Annotated in this window: 26 protein-coding genes; 21 read left to right on the top strand and 5 right to left on the bottom strand. The window is 59.2% G+C overall.

From position 1 onward, the window contains the following. Positions 1-51 precede the first annotated feature (51 nt). The 3 genes from GYM47_RS12865 to GYM47_RS12855 are packed head-to-tail and all read left to right on the top strand — an operon-like array spanning position 52 to position 2,825. On the top strand, positions 52-1,230 hold the full coding sequence (locus GYM47_RS12865) for a hypothetical protein (protein ID WP_153842656.1): 1,179 nt from the start codon (positions 52-54) through the stop codon (positions 1,228-1,230). Between the two features lie 9 nt (positions 1,231-1,239). Next, positions 1,240-2,070: a mechanosensitive ion channel family protein gene (locus GYM47_RS12860; RefSeq protein WP_153842657.1), complete on the top strand. Its 831-nt coding sequence runs from the start codon at positions 1,240-1,242 to the stop codon at positions 2,068-2,070. Beyond that, positions 2,070-2,825 carry a DUF429 domain-containing protein gene (locus tag GYM47_RS12855; RefSeq protein ID WP_168444467.1) on the top strand — a complete coding sequence of 252 codons (756 nt, stop codon included), beginning with the start codon at positions 2,070-2,072 and terminating at the stop codon, positions 2,823-2,825. The genes GYM47_RS12860 and GYM47_RS12855 overlap by 1 nt, the downstream gene beginning before the upstream one ends. Positions 2,826-2,829: 4 nt before the next feature. Here the strand turns inward: GYM47_RS12855 and GYM47_RS12850 are convergent, their stop codons facing one another. Further along, positions 2,830-3,561: a YebC/PmpR family DNA-binding transcriptional regulator gene (locus GYM47_RS12850; protein ID WP_139526911.1), complete on the bottom strand. Its 732-nt coding sequence runs from the start codon at positions 3,559-3,561 to the stop codon at positions 2,830-2,832. A gap of 239 nt (positions 3,562-3,800) precedes the next feature. Between GYM47_RS12850 and GYM47_RS12845 the strand changes: the two genes are divergently transcribed. Beyond that, entirely contained in the window at positions 3,801-4,418 is a 618-nt protein-coding gene (locus GYM47_RS12845; RefSeq protein WP_139526607.1) for a LysE family translocator, read from the top strand. 76 nt (positions 4,419-4,494) lie between these two features. Then, positions 4,495-4,980: a glutathione peroxidase gene (locus GYM47_RS12840; RefSeq protein ID WP_139526608.1), complete on the top strand. Its 486-nt coding sequence runs from the start codon at positions 4,495-4,497 to the stop codon at positions 4,978-4,980. 2 nt (positions 4,981-4,982) lie between these two features. Here GYM47_RS12840 and GYM47_RS12835 read toward each other — a convergent pair whose 3' ends face one another. Further along, positions 4,983-5,366, bottom strand: a complete 384-nt coding sequence (locus tag GYM47_RS12835; protein WP_153842658.1) for a DUF7079 family protein — start codon at positions 5,364-5,366, stop codon at positions 4,983-4,985. Between the two features lie 161 nt (positions 5,367-5,527). On the opposite strand from GYM47_RS12835, the gene fabV reads away from it, so the two are divergent. The 5 genes from fabV to GYM47_RS12815 all read left to right on the top strand — a co-directional run bounded on the left by fabV (position 5,528) and on the right by GYM47_RS12815 (position 9,305). Then, a complete protein-coding gene (gene fabV / locus GYM47_RS12830; RefSeq protein WP_153842659.1) occupies positions 5,528-6,733 on the top strand; it encodes an enoyl-ACP reductase FabV in 1,206 nt (401 codons plus the stop codon). A gap of 67 nt (positions 6,734-6,800) precedes the next feature. Continuing rightward, the gene (locus GYM47_RS12825; RefSeq protein WP_139526611.1) at positions 6,801-7,016 is read left to right on the top strand and encodes a hypothetical protein; all 216 of its coding nucleotides are present in this window, start codon (positions 6,801-6,803) and stop codon (positions 7,014-7,016) included. Between the two features lie 307 nt (positions 7,017-7,323). Further along, a complete protein-coding gene (locus GYM47_RS18385; RefSeq protein ID WP_231125561.1) occupies positions 7,324-7,581 on the top strand; it encodes a hypothetical protein in 258 nt (85 codons plus the stop codon). Positions 7,582-7,620: 39 nt separating this feature from the next. Next, positions 7,621-8,178, top strand: coding sequence for a PRC-barrel domain-containing protein (locus GYM47_RS12820; RefSeq protein WP_231125562.1), 558 nt, complete (start codon positions 7,621-7,623; stop codon positions 8,176-8,178). A gap of 155 nt (positions 8,179-8,333) precedes the next feature. Continuing rightward, the gene (locus GYM47_RS12815; RefSeq protein ID WP_176558231.1) at positions 8,334-9,305 is read left to right on the top strand and encodes a GlxA family transcriptional regulator; all 972 of its coding nucleotides are present in this window, start codon (positions 8,334-8,336) and stop codon (positions 9,303-9,305) included. A gap of 4 nt (positions 9,306-9,309) precedes the next feature. Here the strand turns inward: GYM47_RS12815 and GYM47_RS12810 are convergent, their stop codons facing one another. Beyond that, complete coding sequence (locus GYM47_RS12810) at positions 9,310-10,104, bottom strand: SDR family NAD(P)-dependent oxidoreductase (RefSeq protein ID WP_153842660.1); 795 nt, start codon at positions 10,102-10,104, stop codon at positions 9,310-9,312. 218 nt (positions 10,105-10,322) lie between these two features. Here GYM47_RS12810 and GYM47_RS12805 point away from each other — a divergent pair, with 218 nt between their 5' ends. The 8 genes from GYM47_RS12805 (at position 10,323) to GYM47_RS12770 (ending at position 19,321) form a co-directional block, all read left to right on the top strand. Further along, positions 10,323-11,537, top strand: a complete 1,215-nt coding sequence (locus GYM47_RS12805) for an aspartate aminotransferase family protein (RefSeq protein ID WP_153842661.1) — start codon at positions 10,323-10,325, stop codon at positions 11,535-11,537. 35 nt (positions 11,538-11,572) lie between these two features. Continuing rightward, the gene (locus GYM47_RS12800) at positions 11,573-12,637 is read left to right on the top strand and encodes an arginine N-succinyltransferase (protein ID WP_153842662.1); all 1,065 of its coding nucleotides are present in this window, start codon (positions 11,573-11,575) and stop codon (positions 12,635-12,637) included. After that, positions 12,637-13,668: an arginine N-succinyltransferase gene (gene astA, locus GYM47_RS12795; protein WP_153842663.1), complete on the top strand. Its 1,032-nt coding sequence runs from the start codon at positions 12,637-12,639 to the stop codon at positions 13,666-13,668. Before GYM47_RS12800 ends, astA begins: the two co-directional genes overlap by 1 nt. A gap of 81 nt (positions 13,669-13,749) precedes the next feature. Continuing rightward, complete coding sequence (gene astD / locus GYM47_RS12790) at positions 13,750-15,222, top strand: succinylglutamate-semialdehyde dehydrogenase (RefSeq protein WP_153842725.1); 1,473 nt, start codon at positions 13,750-13,752, stop codon at positions 15,220-15,222. After that, complete coding sequence (gene astB / locus GYM47_RS12785; protein WP_153842664.1) at positions 15,219-16,568, top strand: N-succinylarginine dihydrolase; 1,350 nt, start codon at positions 15,219-15,221, stop codon at positions 16,566-16,568. Before astD ends, astB begins: the two co-directional genes overlap by 4 nt. A gap of 49 nt (positions 16,569-16,617) precedes the next feature. Next, positions 16,618-17,043, top strand: coding sequence for a GNAT family N-acetyltransferase (locus GYM47_RS12780; RefSeq protein WP_139526618.1), 426 nt, complete (start codon positions 16,618-16,620; stop codon positions 17,041-17,043). Positions 17,044-17,289: 246 nt separating this feature from the next. Continuing rightward, the gene (locus GYM47_RS12775) at positions 17,290-18,267 is read left to right on the top strand and encodes a DUF1852 domain-containing protein (RefSeq protein ID WP_153842665.1); all 978 of its coding nucleotides are present in this window, start codon (positions 17,290-17,292) and stop codon (positions 18,265-18,267) included. 25 nt (positions 18,268-18,292) lie between these two features. Next, a complete protein-coding gene (locus GYM47_RS12770) occupies positions 18,293-19,321 on the top strand; it encodes a methionine synthase (RefSeq protein ID WP_153842666.1) in 1,029 nt (342 codons plus the stop codon). Between the two features lie 12 nt (positions 19,322-19,333). On the opposite strand, the gene GYM47_RS12765 is transcribed toward GYM47_RS12770, so the two are convergent. Next, positions 19,334-20,512 carry a glycosyltransferase gene (locus GYM47_RS12765; protein ID WP_231125563.1) on the bottom strand — a complete coding sequence of 393 codons (1,179 nt, stop codon included), beginning with the start codon at positions 20,510-20,512 and terminating at the stop codon, positions 19,334-19,336. 103 nt (positions 20,513-20,615) lie between these two features. Between GYM47_RS12765 and GYM47_RS12760 the strand changes: the two genes are divergently transcribed. From GYM47_RS12760 to GYM47_RS12750, 3 genes are all read left to right on the top strand, one after another. Continuing rightward, entirely contained in the window at positions 20,616-20,843 is a 228-nt protein-coding gene (locus GYM47_RS12760) for a hypothetical protein (protein WP_139526622.1), read from the top strand. After that, positions 20,836-22,326, top strand: a complete 1,491-nt coding sequence (locus GYM47_RS12755; RefSeq protein WP_153842667.1) for a sodium:solute symporter family protein — start codon at positions 20,836-20,838, stop codon at positions 22,324-22,326. Before GYM47_RS12760 ends, GYM47_RS12755 begins: the two co-directional genes overlap by 8 nt. A gap of 64 nt (positions 22,327-22,390) precedes the next feature. Continuing rightward, the gene (locus GYM47_RS12750) at positions 22,391-23,719 is read left to right on the top strand and encodes a DUF2252 domain-containing protein (protein ID WP_153842668.1); all 1,329 of its coding nucleotides are present in this window, start codon (positions 22,391-22,393) and stop codon (positions 23,717-23,719) included. Between the two features lie 39 nt (positions 23,720-23,758). Here GYM47_RS12750 and GYM47_RS12745 read toward each other — a convergent pair whose 3' ends face one another. Further along, entirely contained in the window at positions 23,759-24,808 is a 1,050-nt protein-coding gene (locus tag GYM47_RS12745; RefSeq protein WP_044629248.1) for an SPFH domain-containing protein, read from the bottom strand.

The raw sequence follows: 24,808 nt of genomic DNA, 5'->3' as shown, positions 1-24,808 counted from the left end.
GGAGTCTCAGGCATGCTAACCTTAATCTACTTTACCTAACCGAGGCAGACGATGGCGCAGAGCTCAACGAACGCGGCGTTATCGCCATGGAAAGTAGTGTCATTGGATAGCTTTCACACCCCTGAACGCACCCAGGCAAGCCAGTGGCGGCGCAGCTTTCGAGCAGCTACCACTTGGATGGTTGGCCGCGAAGCTTCCGAACGCCAAGCCAAACAAGAGAGCGAGCTACGCGCGCTGCCGGAGGTCAAATTGGCCCACTGGGCGCCCAGTATCGACTGGACACCCGCCGCGCGTGGTTTGGCCCAGTCACTGCAAGCCTATGATGAAGCGCCCATGGTGATGTTCGTTTCGCCACCTCATGGTGGACATGCAGCAGTGGTGCGGCACTGGGCCGCGCAGCGAAGCGTGGAGTGCCTTACTCCTCCTACGCTTCCCGAGCTGCTCGAGGGAAGTACCGTATGGCTCGATCATGTAGCCCCGCGCAAGCGCTGGGCCATCCCCGCCCTCGAGCGCCACTTTCTGCGTCACACCAACGGCTTGCAGGGCGTGCGTGAGCTGGTCGAGCGCTCCCTGAGCGGCCGAATGGGGCAAAGCGTGATTGGCTGCGATAGCTGGACGTATGCCTACTTACAGCACGCCGTAGGCCTTGAGGGCGTGCCGGTGCTCACCCTCCAAGGGCTCGAAGGTGAGCAGCTGGCCCACTATTTTGCCCACCACGTGGATCGAACGGTGCAGGTGTGCCCAACGGTGTACAGCACACGCACGGGGAGGCCGGTGCTCATGAGCGAAAGCGACGATAAGGCGGTTTACAGCGAACTGCAGCGATTGACCGCGCACTGTCGCGGACATTTGGGCATTGCCTGGCACTACTGGCGCGAGCGGCTGCGAGAGCCATCGGAGGAGAATGCATCGGATGACGGCCAAGAGACGCGCAGCGACATGCAAGAGCTGTGGCTCCTTGATGCGTTGGCCGATGCCGAGCTACCGGCGGATACCGGCGAAGTCGCTACCCTGCTGCTTCATACGCTGCTCATACACGGCGGGCTCGATGACCAAGCGTTGAGGTACGTGCTGCCGTTTTCCGATCATGAAGCGTTGAACGCACGATTCTCCTTGGCGCAACGCGGCATTCTGAGCGGTCAGGAGGGGCGTTGGCAGGTGGCGCCGCTGTGCTACGCCAGCGTACGACAATTGCTGGCGTCGCGTAATTATTTGGTAGATCCGCTTTAAGGAGCGTCGATGGACGATCAAGGGCAGTATGCCAAGTTATTTAATGAGCTCGATAGCCAAGCGCTAATCACGCTAGGCATTGTGGTGGGCAGTGCCATCGTATTGATCATTGCCAGCCAGCGCGGTCTCAACTGGCTGGCCAATCGGCTGCATGGTCAGGTGCGCTTTCGCGTCTTTGCGTTGGTACCGCTAACCCGCCTGATCATCCTCATCGTGGCACTGGCCATCGCTGTGCCGATCATCGTCGAGCCGTCGTTGCGTAATATGGTGACGCTGCTAGGTGCCATTGGCTTGGCCATTGGTTTTGCGATGAAAGATTATGTGAGTAGCCTGATTGCTGGCGTCGTCTCAGCGGTCGAGTTGCCATACCGCCCAGGGGACTGGGTCCGGATCGAAGAGACTTATGGTGAAGTGAAACACGTGGGCATGCGTACGGTAGAAGTACAAACTCCTGATGACGATCTGGTCGCCGTGCCGCATTTGAAGCTCTGGGACACCGCGATTTACAACGCCAATAATGGTGGCACTAGCCTGCAGTGCGTGGCGAGTTTTTATCTTCACCCCGAGCACGAGGCGGGCTGGGTACGCAAGGCGCTTCGTGACGTGGCGCTGACCAGCGCTTATTTAAAATTCGATGAACCGATCATCGTGGTGGCCGAAGAAAAACCTTGGGGCACTCACTATCGCATCCGCGCGTATCCGGTGGATCCGCGTCAGCAATTTCTCTTCATCACCGATTTGACGGTGCGTGGCAAGGCGGTGCTGAGCGAGGCAGGCGTCACGCCCGCGCTCTTACCCCCGGATGCAGCGCTCGATGCCCACGGCGCGGAGAGTCGATAATGACGGCTTCGACGCTCTATATTGGGTGGGACGTGGGCGGTTGGAATTGCGACCACAATCCCGCCAGCCGCGATGCGTTGGTGGTGTTGGATGACGCACTCCATGTGATCGGCAAGCCTTGGCGAGACAACCTCCGTGAGACGCTGAACGAGGCGACCTCGAGTCGTGATGTGATCCATCGGCTGCTGGCGCTTTGCCAGCACGTGGCCAGCGGCGATGAGCGGGTGGTCATGGCCATCGATACGCCGTTGGCACTCCCTCAGGCGCTCCTAGCGCTCGCACGTGGAGAGGCGGTGGATAGACTGGGCCGCTCCCAAGAAAATCCTTACCTGTATCGGGAAACCGAGCGCTGGCTGTTCGCTCGGGGGATCACGCCGCTGTCTCCCATCAAAGACATGATCGGCAGTCAAGCCACGAAAGGCATGCACTTTCTAGCTCGCTTTGCCCCACACGTCGCGGCCTGCGGGCAGTGGCAATCGAAGGGGGGCGAGCTGTGTGTGGTGGAGGGGTATCCCTCGCCCGCTAAACGATCGGCTGAATTTGCAGCGCTGCGTCGGCGCGTGTGCATGACTGAAGGGCTGCACGCCATGCTTCATCAACCAACGCCGAAGCAGCAGGATATCCAGGATGCCTGGCACTGTGCACTACTGGCGTGGAGCTTGGAGCATGCCAAAGGGAGTGTGGCTTGGCCGCCAGCAGAGATGCCAGCGGCGGAAGGGTGGATCTTCGTACCCAAAGATGCGTTAAGCGCCTAACGGCTCAAGCGCTCTCTTCCGGTAGCTCCGCGTTATGGAAGACGTTCTGTACGTCGTCCAGCTCGTTGAGCATGTTGAGAAATTTCTCGAACATCGCCACGTCATCGCCTTCGATGGGCGTGGTGGTTTGCGGCAGGAACTGAATCTCGTCGACCTCGAAGTCGATCTCGCCGAACGCATCCAGCAAGGCCTGCTTGGCTTTGGCGTAATCGGTATGGGGAGCAAACACCGTAATACGACCTTCTTCCTGCTCGATATCGGTCACGTCCACGTCGGCTTCCATTAGCGCCTCCAGGACGGCTTCTTCATCACTGCCGTTGAAGGAGAAAATAGCGCAGTGGTCGAACATGTGGCTGACGCTGCCTGGCGTGCCGATCTTGCTTTTGGTTTTGGTGAAGCAGCCGCGCACATCGCCAAAGGTACGGTTGGGATTGTCGGTCAGGCAGTCGACGATCACCATGGCGTTGCCAGGGCCAAAGCCTTCGTAGCGCGCCGGTGAAAAATCCTCACCGCCTGCGCCGCTGGCTTTGTCCAGGGCCTTGTCGATCACGTGAGAGGGCACCTGGTCTTTCTTGGCGCGCTCCATCAAACCGCGCAGCGCAAGGTTGCCATTGGGATCCGTACCGCCCGCTTTGGCACAGACGTAAATTTCACGTCCATACTTGCTGTAAACCTTGGTTTTCGCAGCGGCCGTTTTGGCCATGGATTCCTTACGGTTTTGAAACGCCCTACCCATATTGAAGTCCTTCATTAGCCATGAAACGCCTGCATGGCAGGCGTCATCGTGTTCAAAAAGGAGAAAATTCTACCCAACAGCGTACCATGCTAACAGCGTTATTTAAGCGTGCGAGACGTTAATGCGGTGCGTCGAGACGTTACGACGACCGCTAAGATCAAGATAGGCGCTATACCTCTTCTGTCTGGCGTATACTGGCGGCTCATCGAGTGTTCCACGAATTCTTCAGGGAGGAGACCATGCCGCTGACACTATGGCTTTCATTGGCCGCTATTTGTGCGATGGGGGCCATGTCGCCTGGGCCGAGCTTGGCGTTGGTGCTGCGTCATACCTTGGGCGGTGGCCGCGTGCCAGGCATCACGGCGGCTATTTTTCATGCCTTCGGCGTTGGTGTCTACGCGCTGCTGACGGTATTGGGGTTAGGCGCGCTGGTGGTGCGTTTTCCCGAATTGTTTCAGTTGATTACATGGTGCGGCGCAGCGTATTTGGCGTGGCTGGGTATCAAGGCGCTGCGCGCTGGCCGTAGCGGTGCGCTCTCGCCGAGTGCCGTGGCCACGACGCCGCAGCAAGCCGCCAAGGAAGCCGTACTGGTGGCCCTGGGCAATCCCAAGCTGATCATCTTTTTCGTCGCGCTATTGAGCCAGTTCGTGACGCCGGAGATGTCCTTGCTTGCCAAGGCGATCATCGTGGCCACGGCGATTATCATCGATGGTGGCTGGTACGTGCTGGTCGCCGTTGGGCTGTCTCACTCACGGGTATTGCCCTGGCTGCAACGCCACGCGCACTGGATCAATCGGATGACTGGCGTATTGCTGATCGCGCTGGCGCTGCGGGTGGCGGCGGGGCCGATCCTTTGATCACGAGGCTGGTGTCGCCAACGTTGCCGTGGCAAGGTAAAGCGTATGCTGGCAAAGGCATTTTAGAGGCCTGGCGATGACGATTTACGAGCAGGATTGTTATACCCATCAAGGTAAGCCCTTCAATCTGCGCGCTTTGCGTGGGCAGGTATTATTGGTGGTCAATGTGGCCAGCCAGTGCGGTTTTACGCCGCAGTTGAAAGAGCTCGAGGGGCTGTACCAGCGTTACCGGGATCGTGGATTTACCGTGTTGGGCTTCCCCTGTAACCAGTTTGGCCGCCAGTCACCAGAGAGCGCCGAGGCGTTTTGTGCCTTCGGAGAGCAGCAGTTTGGCGTGAGTTTCCCGCTCATGGAGAAAGTGAAGGTCAACGGCGCCGATGCCCACCCGCTGTTCGCACAGCTCAAGCAAGAAGCGCCGGGGGTATTGGGTACCAAGGCCGTAAAGTGGAACTTTACCAAGTTCCTCGTTGGCCGAGATGGCAAAGTAATTGCTCGTTTTGGTCCTAGGGATCGCGGTCTCACGCTACGTTTGGCCCTTGAGGCTGCCCTCGACAAAGAGTAGGCCTAGACGTCCCCGCGAACGACCATGAGACGCTGCATCAGTTCGTTCCAACGGTGGCGTACCATCATGGTCGTCAGCCCCGAAAAGAGCGCCCAGCTTTTGCGCCGCCAACCAGTGAGTTTCATGTTGTGGTTCACGAGCTGCTTCATCAGCTTGTAATCGTCGAACTTTCGCCACTCGCTGGCGACGGAAAGCTGGTGACGTGACATGACGGGTGCTAGCTCCAGGCGCAGCACCCATTCCAGCTCCTTGAGTGACATCGCGTGCTGTTCGATCACTTCGATCATATGGGCGTAGTCGCGCTCGCTGGGCTCACGATCGAGCCAGAGAGGGGCAAGGGCCAGCCATAAATCGCCTCGCTCATCGACTAGCTGCTGTGCATTCATCCAAGATCCCGTCGGCAAGTGGTGGGCAGGGCGCTATCGTGCCCCGAATGGCGGATAAGCTCAAGAGCGGACAGGGCGCGCCGAGACCGCTAGAATACCCTCATTGGTAACTCGGCACCCGCCGTGCCGAATGCGATACTCATCTGATGAAGGGGTCCAACGTGATCATTAAACCGAAAGTGCGCGGCTTTATCTGCACCACCACCCATCCGAAAGGCTGCGAGCAGAACGTGCTCGAGCAAATCGAGGCGACCCGCGCCCGTGGTTTGGATAAACGCCAAGGCCCGAAGAAAGTGCTCGTAATCGGTGCCTCTAGCGGCTACGGCCTAGCGGCACGTATCACCGCCGCCTTTGGTTACGGCGCCGATACCTTGGGCGTGTTTTTCGAAAAGCCGGGCACCGAGAAGAAGCCGGGCACCGCAGGCTGGTACAACAGCGCCGCGTTCGACAAGTTTGCCAAGCAGGAAGGCCTGTACAGCAAATCCATCAACGGTGACGCGTTCTCCCATGAAGCGCGCGACAAAGCCATCGAGCTGATCAAGCAGGATATGGGCGAAATCGATCTCGTGGTCTACTCATTGGCCTCCCCAGTGCGCAAGCTGCCCGACAGCGGCGAGCTGAAGCGCTCTAGCCTGAAGCCGATTGGCGAGACTTACCGCGCCACGGCGATCGACACCAACAAGGACGCTATCATCGAAGCCGAAGTAGAACCGGCGACTCAGGAGGAGATCGACGACACCATTACCGTCATGGGTGGCGAAGATTGGGAACTTTGGATGAGTGCGCTAGATGATGCGGGCGTGTTGGCCAAAGGCGCGCGCAGCGTGGCGTTTAGCTATATCGGTACCGAAATCACATGGCCGATTTACTGGCACGGTGCTCTGGGTAAAGCCAAAGAGGACCTGGATCGCGCGGCAGCGGCCATCGATGCCAAACTCAAAGAGAGCGGGGGCGGTGCCAACGTCGCCGTTCTGAAGTCCGTGGTCACTCAGGCCAGTGCTGCGATCCCGGTGATGCCGCTGTATATCGCCATGGTTTACCGCATCATGAAAGAGCAGGGCCTGCACGAAGGCACCATCGACCAGTTGAACCGCCTGTTCGGCGAGCGTCTTTATTCCGGTGAGCCGGGCGACATGGTCACTGACGATCAGGGGCGCTTGCGGTTGGACGACTGGGAACTGCGCAAGGACGTTCAAAAAGCCTGCCAAGACCTCTGGCCGGAAGTCACGACGGACAACCTCTTCGACATTACCGACTATGCTGGTTATAAGCATGAGTTTTTGAAGCTGTTTGGCTTCGAGCGTGACGACGTGGACTACGATGCCGATGTGAACCCCGAGGTCGAGTTCGATGTCGTAACGCTATAAGCGCAGCGCGACGGGCAGCGCACGCCGACGCGCTATGAATCATCGACCGGACTGGATGAGGTGCTGTATGGATACCCGAGAAAGCAAAACCCCGGAAGAAGAGAAAGAGCACGTGCTGAGCGAACGCGTCCCCGAGGACTTCGAAACCTCTCAACCCCAGCAGCAGCCCGAAGCGAGAAAACCCGCCAATGGTCTCCATAAGATGCTGCCATTGGTCATCGTGGTGATGGGTATCATCGTCGCGGGTATCGTGCTGTTGGGGTTGGGCAACAGCGGCGGCTAACGGCTACGCTATTGTGAAATATTGTGAAAGACATCGCCGGGCTACATGGCCCGGCGATTTGCGTTTGAGCCTCTGGCGTGACGCGCTGAGGATGGCCAGAGTAAACATGTCAATTTGATGTTTGTAATCTTTTGCGCCTATCTCCTGCTAAAAGACCGTTAATTTAAGTACAACGTTGTCGATTTTTGCCTTTTTGCTTTGCATTTATGCGCGCTGGTTCACTAGTTTGCAAAGTGTACTTCAGTACAGAAGTGCTTTGGGAAAAGTGCTTTAGGAAATTAGGTACTTCAGCGAAAGGAGCAAAGGTATGAAACGGACAGCACTCGCAGTCGCCATTGGAATGGTATGTGCCAGCTTCTCAGGCGTCGCCTTGGCACAAAATGATGACCAAACAGACCCATCGACCGCCAGGGACATGTCGCAACAGCGACAGAACGAGGTGGCCGAGCAGCAGCGTCGAGATGGCCAGACCCAAGATGGCAGCGAAACGATGGACGTCACGGTCGATCAAGCGCCAGCGGACGTGCAGGTTCAGCAGGAGTCTCCCAACATCAAAGTGGAGTAGTCCAAGCCCGATGTCACTATCGAGCAGCCTAAACCTGAAGTGACCATCGAGCAGCCGGAACCAGACGTGACGGTCGAAGAAGCAGAGCCGAACGTGACGGTCGAGCAGCAGGGCGAGCCCGATGTCTCCATCGAGCAGGCCGATAATGCTGAGGTAGAGGTAAACCGGGCCGAGGACGAGCGTGATGGCTCACAGCAGTCAGCTCAGCAAAACCAAAATCAAAGCCAACAAGTAGTGCGAGAAGACGTTCAGCAGGACGAGCAGGGTCATTCGCTGATGTCGGAGCGCGCACGTGATCTGGAGGGCATGACCGTCGTTAACCAGCAGGGAGACGAAGTGGGTGACATCCAGCACATTGCGCGTCATCAAGAGAGCGGTGAGCTATTCGCGATTGTCGCGATTGGCGGTTTTTGGGGTTTTGGTGCAAGTGATGTCGCGCTTCCCGTCAAAGAGATGCAGCGTGAAGAGGACCAACTGGTCGTCAATACCGATTATGGTAGCGAGGAGATCGAGGCCTCTGCGGACGAATATCGCGAAAGCGATTACCAAATCATCGATAACCAGACGGCGCTCTCAGACGCCGAAGAGAATGCCTAACGTGACTTCGCTACACCCCTGCGACGCCTTTTTTTAGATAGCGACAGCAGGCGCTGCCTTCATTGGCACAATTGGGTAAGATGTCGTTTACACCCACGACCCAGTTAGCCAGCGGCGGTTTTCATGCAGCGCGATAGGCAGCATAGCGAAGTCACATGCATTCCAATACGTTAACGCCACCTAGCCACCGCAGGCGGGTGGCGTTTGTGTTGCTTCCCGGGTTTTCTCTGTTGGCTCACGCCAGCGCTATCGAACCGCTACAGATGGCAAATCAGCTTAGCGGTCACATGCTCTATCATACCGTGACCCTCAGTTTGGATGACGAGCCCGTGCGCAGCGGCGCGCAGCTTTCGCTCCTGGCGCAGCACACGCTGAGCGCACCCCTTGGGCCGATGGATCTGCTTTTCATATGTGCACCGACGCCACTTCCCTACGCACTACCCGCAAAGCTGAATGAGTGGCTGCGTAGTCACCAAGGGCGAGGCGTCGCCTTTGGGGGGCTGGCGGGCGGCACCGAAGTATTGGCCCGTTGTGGTCTGCTTGAGGGCTACCGCGCGACGCTTCCTTGGCAGCGTTTTGACGCCTTTGCCCAGGCGTACCCTCAAGTCACACTCTCACAGCAGCTGTTCGAAATCGATCGCGACCGCCTGACCTGCGCAGGCGGCACCGCCGCGATGGACATGATGCTTACGCTGATTGGTAAGCATCACGGTCCGCGCTTGGCCGAGCAGGTCTCCGAACAGTTCGTCTGCGACCGTATTCGACTGGCCGATGAGCGCCAGCACGTACCTTTGCGCAGCCGCTTGGGGCACGCGCCACAAAGCCTCGTGGATGCGGTGACGCTAATGGAGGCCAATATCGAAGAGCCGCTCTCGACGTTGGAACTCTCTGAGCATCTGGGAATTTCCAGGCGGCAGTTAGAGCGGCTATTCAAGAAGTACTTACAGGCAGTGCCCAGCCGCTACTACCTGGATTTACGTTTACAGGAAGCACGCAAGCAGCTGCGTGAGAGCGACCGGGCGGTGGGCGAGATTGCCTTTGCCACCGGATTTTCGTCGGGTGCACACTTCTCGACGGCTTATCGACACCACTTTGGCATGACACCCCGAGAAGAGCGTCTTGGGTAACGCACTATGTCAGGGTGTCCACAATGCCGCCCTCGACACGCAGTGCGGCGCCGGTCGTGGCACTTGCCTGGGGCGAAGCAGCATAGACGCTCATATGGGCGACTTCTTCAGGAGTGGCCAAACGCTGAATGATCGACGACGGACGGTTCTCTCGAACGAAACGCGCTTCGACATCCTGTTGTGAGGTGCCCTCTTGCTGAGCGATATCGCTGAGCATGTTCAATACACCCTCCGAGCGTGTGGGCCCTGGCAGAATGGCATTGACCGTCACCTGAGAGCCGCTCAATACTTTCGCCAGGCCGCGTGAAATGGACAGCAATGCAGACTTCGTCATGCCGTAGTGGACCATTTCGCTGGGAATGTTGATACCAGATTCGCTTGATACGAACTGAATGCGTCCCCAATCGCGCTCGCGCATGCCTTTGGCGTAATGGCGTGACAAGCGAACGGCGCTCATGATGTTAACATCGAAAAACTGTTGCCAAGTGGCGTCATCCACGTCGAAAAAGTCTTGCGGGCCGAATATCCCGACGTTGTTAATGAGGATGTCGGTATCGGGCTGCTGGTCGATCAACGTCTGACACCCTTCTGCAGTACCCAAATCGGCAGCCACCCCGGTGACGCGAGCTTGTGGGTAGCGCTTTTTGACCGCCTCGATGGCGTCATCCACCCGTTGCTGCGTTCGCCCAGTAATGACGATGTCGGCCCCTGCGTGAGCCAATCCTTCTGCAATGGCATAGCCGATACCAGCGGTGGATCCCGTGATAATGGCACGTTTGCCGCTCAGATCGATCTTCATGATTACGCTCCTTGGGTCAAAAATATCCGTACTGCGCCATAAAGCGCAGGTCATTACCCTTTACTTACTATGGGGGGCTTCGGCCATTCTTCAAGGTGATACGATCAACGGCAGGCGCACGTCGCTATTCGTAATTTACCGTCCCAATACTGAAAGCAGGGCGCCCATTGCCCCCCGTATACTGAATCCACTGTTTACTCCACTGGAGGTATCGTTCCATGAGCCACACCCCGAACCGTCAAGACTTCGACCACTACATGGCGCCCAACTACGCGCCGCAGCAGATTATTCCGGTACGTGGTGAAGGCAGCCGCTTGTGGGACCAAGAAGGCCGCGAGTACATCGATTTCGCTGGCGGTATTGCGGTGAACTCCCTGGGTCACTGCCATCCGGTGCTGGTCAACGCGTTAAAAGAGCAGGGCGAAAAGCTTTGGCATCTTTCCAACGTATTCACCAACGAACCGGCGTTAAAGCTGGCCAAAACTCTCACCGAGCGCACGTTCGCCGATAAAGTGTTCCTGTGCTCCTCTGGCGGTGAAGCCAACGAAGCCGCATTAAAGCTGGCCCGCCGCTGGGCGGTCGACCACTACGGTGAGCACAAAGACAAAATCATCTCGTTCTACCAATCGTTCCATGGCCGCACCTTCTTTACCGTCAGTGTCGGCGGCCAGCCCAAGTACTCCCAAGGCTTTGGCCCAGTACCGGGCGGCATTCTGCACGCCAACTTCAACGACCTGGAGAGCGTGCGCAAGCTCGTGGGCGACGATACCTGCGCCATCATGGTCGAGCCGATGCAGGGCGAAGGCGGCATCGTACCCGCCACTCAGGAATTCTTGCAGGGCCTGCGCAATCTGTGTGACGAGCACAATGCGCTGCTGATTTTCGATGAAGTGCAAACTGGCGTTGGCCGTAGCGGCGAGCTGTATGCTTATAAAAATTTCGGCATCACCCCGGATATTCTTACCAGCGCTAAATCGCTGGGCGGCGGCTTCCCGATTGGCGCCACGCTGACCACCGATGCCATCGCCAAGTCGCTGGCCATCGGTACCCACGGCTCTACCTACGGCGGCAACGCGCTGGCCTCTGCGGTGGCGCTGGCGGCGGTCGAGTTCATCGATACGACCGAGGTGCTGCAGGGGGTCAAACATCGTCACGATCTGTTCCGCGAGCATCTGGAAACCATCAACCGCAAACACGGCGTTTTCAAAGAGATCCGCGGCATGGGCATGCTGATGGGGGCCCAGATGTCGGACGCTTTCGAAGGCCGCGCCAAAGATATTCTGCCGTTGGCGATCGAAGAGGGCGTGATGGCGCTGATTGCAGGCCCCAACGTGCTGCGTATGGCGCCCTCGCTGGTGATTCCCGAGGAAGACATCGCCGAGGGCATGGCGCGTCTCGAGCGTGCCATCGAGCGACTTGTCGCTAGCGCATGAGTCAGGCGCAAGTCACACAAGAGGGGGCGTTAACTATGTTGGTAATCCGACCGGTCACGCTGGCTGACCTTCCCGCCTTGGAGCAATTGGCAGAGCATGCGGTGCCTCGGCTTACCAACCTGCCCGCCAATCGGGATCGCCTCGAGGAGCGCATCGTGCGCTCCCAAGAAGCATTCGAGAGCGAGATCGAGTACCCCGGTAACGAGCACTATATGTTCGTGCTGGCGGACGATAGCCGCAACGAGGTGCTGGGGACGGCCACCATCCGCGCCCAGGCGGGGGCTGCCGAGGCCTACTACACCTACCGCCAAGAGACGCTGATTCACGCATCGCAGCAGCTCAACGTGCGTCGTGAGGTGCAAACACTGGCGCTCTCTCATGAAGCCTCGGATGCCACACTGCTCTGTGCACTGTCGCTCGACCCGCGCTACAAGGGCACCAGCGCCGAGAGCCTTCTGCGCCGAGCGCGGCTGATGTTCATCGCCCAGTATCCGGAGCGCTTCTCACGGATTCTGGCGGTGGCTTTTCCCGGCTTTTTGGATAGCCAGAATGAATCTCCATTTTGGGAGAGCGTGGGCCGCCACTTTTTTGCCCGCAGCTTCCAAGAAATGAATCACATAGCGGGCGTGCGCTCAAAGAGCTTCATTGCCGAGGTGATGCCGCAGTTTCCGCTCTATTTGCCACTGCTCACGCCCCAGGCCCGTGCTGCCATTGGCCGCGAGCATCCTGCCCATGAAGAGGCGCTGGGCGAAATGCTGGCCGAAGGGTTCGTGCGCTCCCGACACGTGGATATTTTCGATGCAGGCCCCATCGTCAAAGCCGAGCGCGAGCGCCTGGAAACCTTCCGCCGCGCCGCCTGGCACCCGGTACGGATACGCCCCGAGCACGCGCTACCCGATGCCGAACCGGCGATGATTGCCAACCAAACGCTGAGTGATTTCCGATGCATCGTCGCGCGCTACGCGCTCTCGCCCACGGGGCAGCTGATGCTCTCGCCGCAGCATGCCGCGCGTTTGGGCGTCGAAGAGGGACGGGCGGTGCTGGCCGCGCCGCTGAGTCTGCCCAGCGCCGTGGACGCGCTCGATGAAGGAGAGATGTAATGCGCATTCGACCCATTGCCCGTGATGATCTGGATGGGCTCCAGGCACTTGCGCAGCAGGCAGGCGTTGGTTTTACCTCCTTGCCGGATAACCGCGAGTTTTTGGCCGGTAAAATCGAGTCCGCCGCCCGCGCCTTCGAAGAGCGCACGCCGGTAGACGACCGTCTCTACTTCTTCGTATTGGAAGATGAGACTAATGGTGAACTGGCGGGCTGCTGTGCCATTGAGGGCCAAGTAGGGCGGGAAGTGCCGTTCTATAACTACCGGTTGGGTACGCTGGCGCACTCGTCGGTACAGCTCGATCTGCATCGCACCATCGACACGCTATTCTTGAGCTCCGACCACACCGGCGACGCCGAAGTGTGTTCGCTGTTTCTGCGCCCCGAGTATCGCGGCGAGGCCAACAAACACCTGCGTAACGGGGCGCTGCTTTCCAAAGCGCGCTGGCTGTTTATTGCCCAGTTTCGCGACCGCTTCCCGCAGAAAGTGCTGGCCGAGATGCGCGGCGTGTTCGACGAGAACAACGTTAGTCCCTTCTGGGAGAGCCTGGGGAAACACTTCTTCCCCATGGATTTCAACGAAGCCGACCGCTTGACCGGCCTGGGCCAGAAGAGCTTCATCGGTGAGCTGATGCCCAAGTTCCCGATCTACACCACCTTCATGTCGGAAGAGGCGCGGGCGTGTATCGGGCAGGTGCACCGTCACACCCGGCCAGCGCTGGAGATGCTTAAAAAAGAGGGGCTGCGCTGGGAAGGCTATATCGACATTTTCGATGGTGGCCCCACAGTGGAGGCCTACATCGATGACGTGCGGGCGATTCGCAACTCGCAGCTTTATCAGGTGGAAGTCTCCTCTAACGCGCCGCAAGAGAGCGTTAGCCGCTGGTTGGCGGCATCTACCCAGATGCTGAACTTTACCGCGAGCTGGATCGGCCGTGGCCCTGCCGACAGTAGCACGATCGTGCTCACCCCCGATGAGGCCGATCGGCTAGGGGTTTCCACCGGCGACGCCGTTCGCCTGCTGGAAACCTAACATGAACGCCTGGAACGTCCCTCTACCCGCGCGAATGACGACAAAAATTCAGTAAAGGAGAGCATGATGCACACCGAGAACATGCATGCCCAGCAGCAACAACTGATCAACGGCACTTGGGTCGTCGGCAACGCCGAGTCTTTTACCAAGCATGATCCGGTGGCGGGTATGCTGCTTTGGCAAGGAGCGGCAGCTTCCAGCAGCCAAGTCGGCGCTGCGGTGGAGGCGGCGCGAGCGGCATTCCCGACCTGGGCGCGCACGCCCTTTGCAGAGCGTCAGTCGCTGGTGGAGCGGTTTGCCGAGGTCGTCACCGCTCGACGAGAAGACTTAGCTATTGCCATTGCCTCGGAAACCGGCAAACCGCTGTGGGAAGCTCGTACCGAAGCAGGTGCGATGATTGGCAAGATCGCGCTCTCTATCAAGGCGTACCACGAGCGCACCGGGGAGCGTGAAAAAGCCGTCGGCAGTGCCAAAGCGGTCCTTCGTCATCGCCCCCACGGCGTCATGGCAGTATTTGGCCCCTATAACTTCCCTGGCCACCTGCCCAATGGCCATATGGTGCCCGCCCTGTTGGCGGGTAACACCGTGGTGTTCAAGCCCAGCGACCAAACCCCGCTCACCGCGGATCTCACCCTGCAGTGCTGGATAGAAGCCGGGCTGCCTGCTGGGGTGATCAACCTCGTGCAGGGCGGTGTGGCCGTGGGACAGGCGCTCTCTGCCCACCCCGGTATCGACGGTCTGCTGTTTACCGGCAGTGCCAAAGTGGGTGGCATGCTGCAGCAGCAGTTTGCCGGGCAGCTGGATAAAATCCTCGCGCTGGAATTAGGCGGCAACAATCCGCTGGTGGTGAAGGATGTGGAGGATGAGCGCGCTGCCGTGCTGACGATTCTCCAGTCGGCGTTTCTCTCAGGGGGGCAGCGCTGCACTTGCGCCCGCCGCTTGATGTTGCCCCAAGGCGAGGTGGGCGACCGCCTCATCGATGCGCTTTCGGATGCCATCGCCAAGCTGCACGTGGCGGGGCAGTTCGACGAGGAGCCAGCGCCGTTTTATGGCGGCTTGGTCAGCGTTGTCGCCGCCGATGGCCTGCTCAAGGCGCAGGATGAACTGGAAGCCATGGGCGGCACGGTGATCAATCGTATGCAGCGCCTCAAAGAGGGCACTAGCTTGCTCAGCCCCGCGCTGATCGACGTGACGGGGTTGAACGTGCCCGACGAGGAGCACTTCGGCCCGCTGCTGAAAGTCCATCGCTATACGGATTGGGATGAGGCGCTTGCCCTGGCCAACGACACCCGCTATGGCCTGTCGGCTGGGTTGATCGGGGGCGAGCAGGCGGATTGGGACGACTTCCTGCTGCGTATCCGCGCCGGTATCGTCAACTGGAACCGCCAGACCACCGGTGCCTCGGGCGATGCGCCCTTCGGCGGCGTGGGCGACAGCGGCAACCACCGCCCCAGTGCCTACTACGCCGCAGACTACTGCGCTTACCCGGTCGCCTCCATGGAGGCCGAAAGCCTGGAAATGCCCGAAACCCTGCCACCGGGAGTCCATCTATGAGCCTGAACAGCATCCGGGAAGTCAACTTCGATGGCTTGGTAGGGCTTACCCACAACTACTCGGGGCTTGCCCACGGCAACGTGGCCTCCATGAGCCACGGCGGCTTGGTTTCGAACCCCAAAGAGGGTGCGCTGCAGGGGCTGGCCAAGATGAAATCGCTGATGGACGCGGGCTACGCCCAGGGTGTTTTGCCGCCGCAGCAGCGCCCCGATTTGGGCGCGCTGCGCGACTTGGGCTTCAGCGGCAGCGACCGTGAGATGCTGGCACGTGCCGCGACACAAGACCCTCAACTTTTGCGAGCCGTGTGCTCGGCGTCCAGCATGTGGACCGCCAACGCGGGCACCATTACGCCTAGCGTGGATGCACCCGATGGTCGGATGCACATTACCCCGGCCAACCTGCAGTCGAGTTTCCACCGCTACCTGGAGCCGCGCACCACGGGGCGCGTGCTCCAGGCGATTTTCCGCGATGAGCAGCACTTCGCCCACCACCCGGTGCTGCCCGCCACCCCCGCGTTTTCCGATGAAGGGGCGGCCAACCACACCCGGCTGTGCGGTGAGTATGGCGAGCCCGGCGTGCACCTGTTCGTGTATGGCCGACAGGCGTTTGGCGGCGGGCGGAACGAGCCCAAGCGTTATCCGGCCCGGCAAACGCTGGAAGCCAGCCAGGCGGTGGCCCGCCAGCACGGGCTGAGCGACGCCCAGACCGTATTTGCTCAGCAGCATCCCGAGGCCATCGATGCCGGGGTGTTCCACAACGATGTGATTGCCGTGGGCAACGGCCCGGTGCTGCTCTACCACGAAATGGCATTTCTTGATGAAGAGCACACGCTTAACGAGCTGCGCGCCAAGATGAGCACGCCGCTGATTCCTGTCCGGGTGCCGGTGGAAGCGGTGAGCATGGAAGACGCGGTAGCGTCGTACCTGTTCAACTCGCAACTGCTCTCCAACCCGGATGGCACCATGACCCTAGTGGTGCCCAGCGAGTGCCAGGAGCGGGAATCCGTGTGGCGCACGCTGAAGGACTTCATCCTGGCAGGCAATAACCCCATTGGCGAAGTGATCGTCAAGGACGTGAAGCAGAGCATGCGCAACGGCGGTGGCCCCGCCTGCCTGCGTTTGCGCGTGGTGCTCAGCGAGGCCGAGCGGGCTGCCCTCAGCGGTCGGGTACTGCTCGATGATGCGCTTTACGACGACCTCACCGCCTGGGTGAGCCGCCACTACCGCGACCGCCTCGCCACCGACGACCTGGCCGATCCGCAGCTCGCGACGGAGGTGCTCACCGCGCTGGATGAGCTGACGCAGCTGCTGAACATTGGCTCGGTGTATCCCTTCCAGTTGGGGTAACGGTTGCAGGTCCTTCATCCACCTTTTGTCGGCGATAGAGCGAGAAGCTATGACGCCGGTATTCCGCGCGACGAACGATAGGACCTTTGCTGAAACGCTCATTCGTCGCAACATGACGGCTTACTACGAACGGTTGGGATGGCACTGGGATACCCAACTGTTCGCTAAGCAGTGGGGCGAGATGGACAGCATCGAACTCTGCGTGAACACCTCGCGCGTCGGGCTGCTGTGTCTTTATCGCGACGACACTGCTTACGACATTCGCGAATTGCAGATCGATCCTCCATGGCAGCGGCGAGGGTTAGGTACGGCGGCCATCCATTACGTCGAGGATCTCGCTCGGCAGGCCGACGTCGCCTCACTGCGTCTGCGCGTGTTTCGTATCAACCCTGCCCGCCATCTCTATCAGCGCCTGGGGTTTCGAGTGTGTCGAACCGACGGCGATGTCATCACCATGCAGCGAACACTGCGTTAAATCACCGTCTCCCGTCGGTCATCTCTGTGTCCTGACGGCTGCCCTCGATGGACGCCTGTTGGGCAACATCCTCCCTGTCAGGGCAAGCGCTTTCCTTTATATGAATTTTATTCATTTTTAGTTGAGTCGATATCGCTTTTCATTCATCTGTGTGGTCTGGCATAAAGGGCGCATTCGTTTCGACGGGAGCTGAACGTTCACTGGCAGCGCCGTCGCCAATCTCGACCAACAGGGTGCCTGTTCGCGATGAGCTACGACTTTACCTTCGACATCAAGCGCGTCCGGTTCGACGAACACTACCGTCCTGCCGAGAGCACGCGTACCACGACCAACTTCGCTAACCTCGCCAGGGGGGAGCGCTGCCAGGAAAACCTGCGTAACGCGCTGACCATGATCGGCAATCGCTTCAATACCCTGGCCCATTGGGATAACCCCAAGGGAGATCGTTATGCCGTCGAGCTGGAGATCATTACCGGTGAGCTGAGCGTGGCGGCTGAAGGCACTACCTTCCCGGCGATCGAGATGTTGAAGACGACCATCATCGATCGGCATCTCGACAAACGCATCGAGGGCATGACGGGAAATAACTTCTCCTCCTACGTCCGCGACTACGACTTCAGCGTGTGGCTCTCGGAGCACAACAAGGAGCGGTCGGAATTTGGTATTCCGGAGGGGTTTGGCGATCTTCACGGCAAGCTGTTCAAGCGTTTCGTCGACTCCGAGGCGTATCGATCCGTTGCCAGCAAGGCGCCGGTGATCTGTCTCAGCGTTTCCAGCAACAAGGTGTATCGCCAGACGGAAAATCGCCACCCGGTGCTGGGCGTCGAATACGTGAACGACACATCGTCACTCACGGATTTCTATTTCGCCAAGATGGGCCTGCAGGTGCGTTATTTCATGCCGCCCCATAGCGTGGCACCGCTGGCGTTCTACTTTTCCGGCGATCTGCTGGCCGATTACAGCGATCTCGAACTGATCAGCGCCATCAGCACCATGGAGACGTTCCAGAAGATCTATCGTCCAGAAATTTACAACGCTAACTCGGCGGCGGGTAAGGTCTATCAACCGCACCTGACCCATCAGGACTACTCGTTGACCCGCATCGAGTACGACCGCGAAGAGCGCAGCCAGCTGGCCGTCGAGCAGGGCAAGTTTGCCGAGCGCTACTTCATCGAACCTTTCCGTCACGTGCTCGAGCGCTGGTCGGCCGATGTCGCCCTTTGATTCACTGTTTACCAAGGATATTGCTATGAAGACATTGCTGCCCACATCGACGGCCGGAAGCCTGCCCAAGCCCGCTTGGCTGGCCGAACCCGAAAAACTCTGGTCGGACTGGAAGCTGCAGGGCGAGGAGCTGACCCAAGGCAAGCAGGATGCACTGCGGGTATCGCTGCACGATCAGCGCTTGGCGGGCATCGACATCGTCAGCGACGGTGAGCAGACTCGCCAGCACTTCGTCACCACCTTCATCGAGCACTTGAACGGCGTCGATTTCGAGCAGCGCGAGATCGTCAAGATCCGCGACCGCTACGACGCCAGCGTGCCCTCGGTATTGGGTCCCGTATCGCGGGAAAAACCGGTCTTCGTCGAGGATGCCAAGTTCCTGCGCCAGCAGACCGACCAGCCCATCAAGTGGGCGCTCCCCGGGCCCATGACCATGGTCGACACGCTCTATGACGGCCACTACAAGAGCCGCGAAAAGCTGGCCTGGGAGTTCGCCAAGATCCTCAACCAGGAAGCCCGTGACCTGGCAGCGGCGGGCGTGGACATCATTCAGTTCGATGAGCCCGCCTTCAACGTTTTCTTCGATGAGGTGAACGACTGGGGCATCGCCGCCCTGGAGAAAGCTATCGCAGGGGTCGAGTGCGAGACCGCCGTGCATATCTGCTACGGCTACGGCATCAAGGCCAACACCGATTGGAAGAAGACCCTCGGGTCGGAGTGGCGCCAGTACGAAGAGATCTTCCCCAAGCTGCAGGCGTCGAACATCGACATCGTTTCGCTGGAGTGCCAGAACTCCCACGTGCCGATGGAGCTGATCGAGCTGATTCGCGGCAAGAAGGTGATGGTCGGGGCCATCGACGTGGCTACCCACGCCATCGAGACGCCGGAAGAGGTCGCCGACACGCTGCGCAAGGCGCTGCAGTTCGTCGATGCCGACAAGCTCTACCCCTGCACCAACTGCGGTATGACGCCCCTGCCTCGTGAAGTCGCCCAGGGTAAGCTGCAGGCGCTGAGCGCTGGCGCAGCGATCGTGCGGCAGGAGATTTCTCGATAGTCGGCTTGGCCATTAGGCGGGTGATGACCCCCATGCATTGGGACACAGAGAGTGATACAGGCTGACTAGCATTTCCGCTTGGGTATCCTCGTTCCAGCGCTGGGCGTAGATGCGGCCTCGCTGGGCGAGGCGTGTGCGAAGGGCGTCATCGTCGAGCAGCCGGTTGATCTGTTCGGCGAAGTGGCTACGGTGTTCTTCGGCAATTAGGCAGCCCTCGTCCTGCTGTAGAACATCCTGGGTGCCCATGATGGCGGTCGAGACGACGGGGGTGCCCAGCGCCAAAGCTTCCAGTAACACCAAGCCTTGAGTTTCGGTACGCGAGGCAAACACGAAGACGTCGGCTGCTCGATAGGCGTCCTGTAGCGCGCCATCGCGTGGCAGGTAGCCTAGGAAGTGAACGGAATTTAAAAGCCCCGCGTATTCGGCCTGCTGCTTGAGCGATGCCAAGGCAGGGCCCTCGCCCACGACCGCCAAGTGGGTCTCTGGGTGGTGCCGATGCACTTCGGGCAGCATATCGATCAAAAAACCGATGTTCTTCTCGTGTGCCGCACGCCCCACGAAGAGCAGTAGTCGACCGTGCTTCGGAAGGCCGTGGCGCTCACGAAAGTGGGCGCCCACGGTTTGCGTGGTAAAGCGGGTAAGCGATAAACCCGTGGCGATGGTGGCGACGGACGTACGAACGCCATAGGCATTCAGTGCGGCAGCCATGGCCGATGACGGCGCCACGACGGTCGCGAGTTGCTGGCACTGGTGTACCGAAAAGCGCCTAGCGGCAAAACGCAGGCAGCGGCGGGGTAGCCACGGCAAATAGTGGTGCAAATACTCTTCGAACAGCGTGTGGTAGGTGCCGATCACAGGGATCCCAAGCCGTTTGCTCAGTGCCACGCCCGCGTAGTGGGCCACGAAGGGCGTGTGGATATGAATTAGGTCAAATTCGTTGGCTTGCAGTCTCGTCGCCAGCGCCATGATGGCGCGGTAGCGCATCATGCGGTCTTCCGGGTCGCCGAGCACCCCGCGCGAGTCGATGCGCCAAATCTGAGGCCCCGCCTCGTCGTGGTCGGTGTAGCGAGGGCAAATGAGGTTCACCTGATGTCCCTGGCGTTCCAGCGCCCCCCGAAAGCTTTCGATCGACGTCGACACGCCGTTCACCCGCGGGAAATAGACGTCGGAAAGCATTAAAATCTTCATCATGAACGACTTAACGGCTAGGGTGGCTGCCAGTATGGCAACGCGCCGTGACACCGCCATGACAGCTGTGGTGGTGTCGACTTCTTTTCATCATGATGGATATGACATGCGACGTATTTTTGTGCTGCCCACGTCCTGGGCGGGCTGGGGGCTTTTCATTGCCTTTATGATGCTGGTGCTAGCAGGCACATGGCCGGTGATCGGCCTGGTCAATCGGGCTACGCTGGTAATGGGGCTGCCGCTGATGGTGGTGTGGAGCTATGTGATCATCCTCTCCTGCGTAGCGGTCATGCTGGTGGGCAATCGCATTGTAGAGCGAGACGATCATGAATAGTGCCTGGCCGTTAGTGATCACGCTGTTATACGTGGCCACCGCGATGTTGATCGGCCTTCGCGCACGGGCGGGGCGCTCTATGAATACGCTAGAAGAGTGGGGCGTGGCTGGGCGCAGTATGGGTCCAGTGACCCTCTACTTACTGATCGCGGCGGGCAGTGTGAGTGCTTACACCTTCATGGGCGCACCGGGCTGGGCCTACTCCAAGGGCGTGGCGGTATTTTATGTGGCGGTTTATTTGGCCTATTTAGCGCTGGTGGCGTGGTACTTCGGGCCGAAGGTGTGGCAGTTCGGCGAGCAGTTTGGCCATGTGACCCAAGCAAGCGCCATTGCCGACCGTTATCAAAGCCCTGCGCTAGGGGCGCTCTCCGCGCTGGTGATGGCGGTGGGCTCGGTGGCCTACGCAGTGCTACAAACCATTGGTTCCGCTTATATCCTGTTTGTTATGAGCGGCGGGTTGATACCCGTTTGGCTAGGCGTGCTGTTGGTGCTGACTTGTATAGCCGTGTATCTCTACGCCAGCGGGCAGCGGGCGATAGGCCGCACTAACGCGTTCCAGGGTGTGCTGATGCTGGCGGTGGCCTGGGCGGTAGGCCTGTGGGCCGTACACAGCGCCACCGGCGGGCTGAGTGTTGCCGGGGTGTTCGAACGTATCGCTGCCGAGCACCCTGAGTTTTTGACCCTACCCGGCGCAGGTGGCGATATGAGTGTTAGCTTCTGGACCACATCGATTATCGTGTCGATGCTGTCGTTCATGCCCCCAGTGTGGACGCAGTGGATGAGCGCTTCATCAGCGCGCACCCTGCGTCGTAGCGCAACGTGGCTGCCTACCTATTACGTGGTGATTCTGCCCATGGTGGTGGTGGGTTTCATCGGTATTTTCTCTCTGCCGGAGCTGGCGCGGGCAGATACCGTGGTGCTGGAATACGCCATGCAGCACTTGCCCGTGGTGCTGGTGGGGCTGCTGGGCGCGGGTACCCTGGCGGCTTCCATGTCCTCCAGCGAGCCATTCATTCACTCGGTTTCTCTCTCGGTGAGCAAAGACGTGCTGCAGCCGCTTTTGAAGCTCTCGGAGGGTGACACCGCCCAGTTGGCGCGGCTTTTGATTCTACCCATCATGTTCTTGCTGATTGCGCCGCTGGCGATTGCCGAGCCGGGTAGCCTAGTAATGATCCTGCTGGTAGGGCTTGGTTTTGCGTCGCAGGTGTTGCCTGCGTTCATTGGTATGTTCTTTTGGCCTCGCGCCTCTAGGTTGGGCGTTATGGCGGGCATTTTGGGCGGTTTTGTAGTGACGGTGGCATTCACCACGCTATGGCGACACCCGCTCGGCATTCATGCCGGTTTTTGGGGGCTCATGGTCAACTTGCCGCTGTTCGTGCTGGTGTCGCTGGTGACGCCTGCTACGCGTGAAGAGGTGGTCGAGCGTTTCTTTCGCATTTCAGCCCCTCGCGGACTGACGCGTTTGGGCAGACGGGTGTCTTAATCTGTTAACGTCCATCGTCTACGCTTATCTCAGAGCGTTTTAATGCACTGACAAAGGCACTGCAATGAGCCATGCATTGACTGGACATAACCGCCCTCAACAGGTCATCGAGGCCATTCAACAGGCGAATGCGTCGCTGAGCGCGGCGCATCGGCAGGCGAAATACGCCAAAATGGCAGCCTCTCCTTATCGTTTCTTTCGCGGTTCCAACCATCTGTATTGGCAGGATGTTTGGCACGACTGGCGCTTCGCGCTGTTCGGCGGCTGGCCCAATACTCAAACATGGCTACAAGGCGATGCCCATGCCTACAACTTTGGCGCTTACGGCCATCACGATGACCAAGTACGCTACGGCATGGATGACTTCGATGATGCGCTCATTGGGGATTATCAGTACGACGTGTGGCGGCTGGCTATCAGTCTCGTGTTGGATGCCTGTGAGAACGCTGAGTTAAGCTCCAAAGCGGTGGATAAAGCGCTCAAAAAATTGCTGGAAGGCTACATAGAGACGCTGAGTGCGTACCGTGATGAAGAGCGGCCGATTTATGCGGTAACGCTCGACAGCGCGAAAGACCCGCTCAAATCCTTTATGGGTAAAGTAGCCGATAAACAAAGCCGGGCGCGCATGCTGGAGAAGTGGACGACTCTTGACCCCGACAAAGGACGTCACTTTGCCGAGCGCCCCGGCAAGCTCGCCAATCTGCCTGCCGATGTAGCAAGCCAGCTACGCCGCATCATCGAGCAGGAGTACCAGCAAACGCTGCAGCACCCCATCAAGGAGAGCGACCCGCAGCACTTCTTCGTCAAAGACACCGCACGGCGTTTGGATGCCGGCACCGGGTCGCTGGGCGTCGAGCGATACTACGTGCTGATCGAAGGCGGGGCAGATCACGAGCACGACGATGTGATCCTAGACATCAAAGAGCAGGTCACGCCAGAAGCCTACCGCCTGATGGACAAAGCGCAGCAGCAGGCGTGGCGCAAGCTATTTCCCAATGAAGGCATTCGCCATGCCGCGGCGTTCCATGCCATTGCCGAACACCCGGATGCCTACCTTGGCTGGTTGACCATGAACGGCAAGGTGTTTTCGGTACGCGAGCGATCACCGTTCAAAAAAGACTATCCCACCCATAATCTTTCTGGCGGTAAAGCCTACCGCAAGCTGGCACGGCAGTGGGGTGAGATTCTGGCCCGGGAACACCTGCGCGGCGCGCAGGCGCTTAACCGAGGCAAAGCCGCACCGTTTGCCAACGCGGTATGCCAGCGATTAGAAGGGCGTGAGGAGCAGTTTATTGGCGTGGTCGCAACGCTTGCTAAGGCCTATGCCGACTGTGTTACTCAAGACTACCAAGTGTTCATGGAGCATTTTCAAGCCAACGACACGGCATTATAGGTTGAGTAGTGCCGTGCCAGTGGCTTAATACGTAACGCGTTAGCTGCTACTGGCACCACCGACGATGCCACTTCTCAAGCCGCTTTCCTGACCGGAGCGGCTTTTTAAATGATGAGACACGGTGTCTTCTGGGGAGCCTGCCATTTCCCGGAACATGCCCATGGAGCCCAGCAGAGCCGAAGACTCATACGGCACGAACACGCGCTCGCCGTCTTTCGCCATGGTGGGCAACACTTTGATATAGCTTTGGCCAAGCAGGTAACCTACCACCGTGCGCTTGTTCTCTTCGCTATCGCCAATAGCGCTCAGCACCAGCTTGATGGACTCCTGCTCACCCTGGGCGCGCAGAATGGCAGACTCTTTATCGCCCTGGGCATTCAAGATGGCGGATTCACGCTGGCCTTGGGCCATGGCAATGGCGGCCGATTTTTCACCCTCGGCTTCGGTCACGGTGGCGCGACGCTTCCGCTCGGCGGCCATCTGTAGGCGCATGGCCGACTCGACCTCTTCCGGCATGGCGATATCCTGCACTTCCACCCGGGAGATCTTGACGCCCCACTTGGAGGCAGGCTCTTCCATCGCCGCCTGAATCTCGTTGTTGACCTCCGCGCGGGACTCGAACAGTTTATCCAGCTCCATCTTACCGACCACCGAACGGAGCGTGGTTTTCGCCAATACCTCGACGGCTTGGCTCATGTTTTCGACTTCATAGACCGCCCGCTTGGGATCGATGATTTGGTAATACAGCGCGCCATTGATGCGCACGGTGACGTTGTCCGTGGTCACCACGGGCTGGCCGGGGAAATCCATCACCGTCTCGCGGCGGTCGATGCGGGTCTCATCGGTGGTGATGGCGGTGTACTCCTCGCCCATTTTGCGATAGCGCAGCATAGTGATGGCGCGGGGCTGTTCGATGAACGGAATGATGATGTTGATACCGCTCTCCAGCACGCGGTGAAAAGAGCCGAGACGCTCGATCACCATCACTTCCGATTGGCGAACGATCACCAAGCCTTTCGAAATGATCAAAATGCCGATGACGACGATGATCAGGCTAATCAGTAGGCCGGGGCTTATCGGTAAATCCAT

Origin of the sequence: Vreelandella piezotolerans (genome assembly GCF_012427705.1) — a bacterium.
Lineage (GTDB): Bacteria > Pseudomonadota > Gammaproteobacteria > Pseudomonadales > Halomonadaceae > Vreelandella > Vreelandella piezotolerans.
Note: the sequence above shows the minus strand (reverse complement) of the source record. Positions and strands in the feature narration are given on the sequence as shown.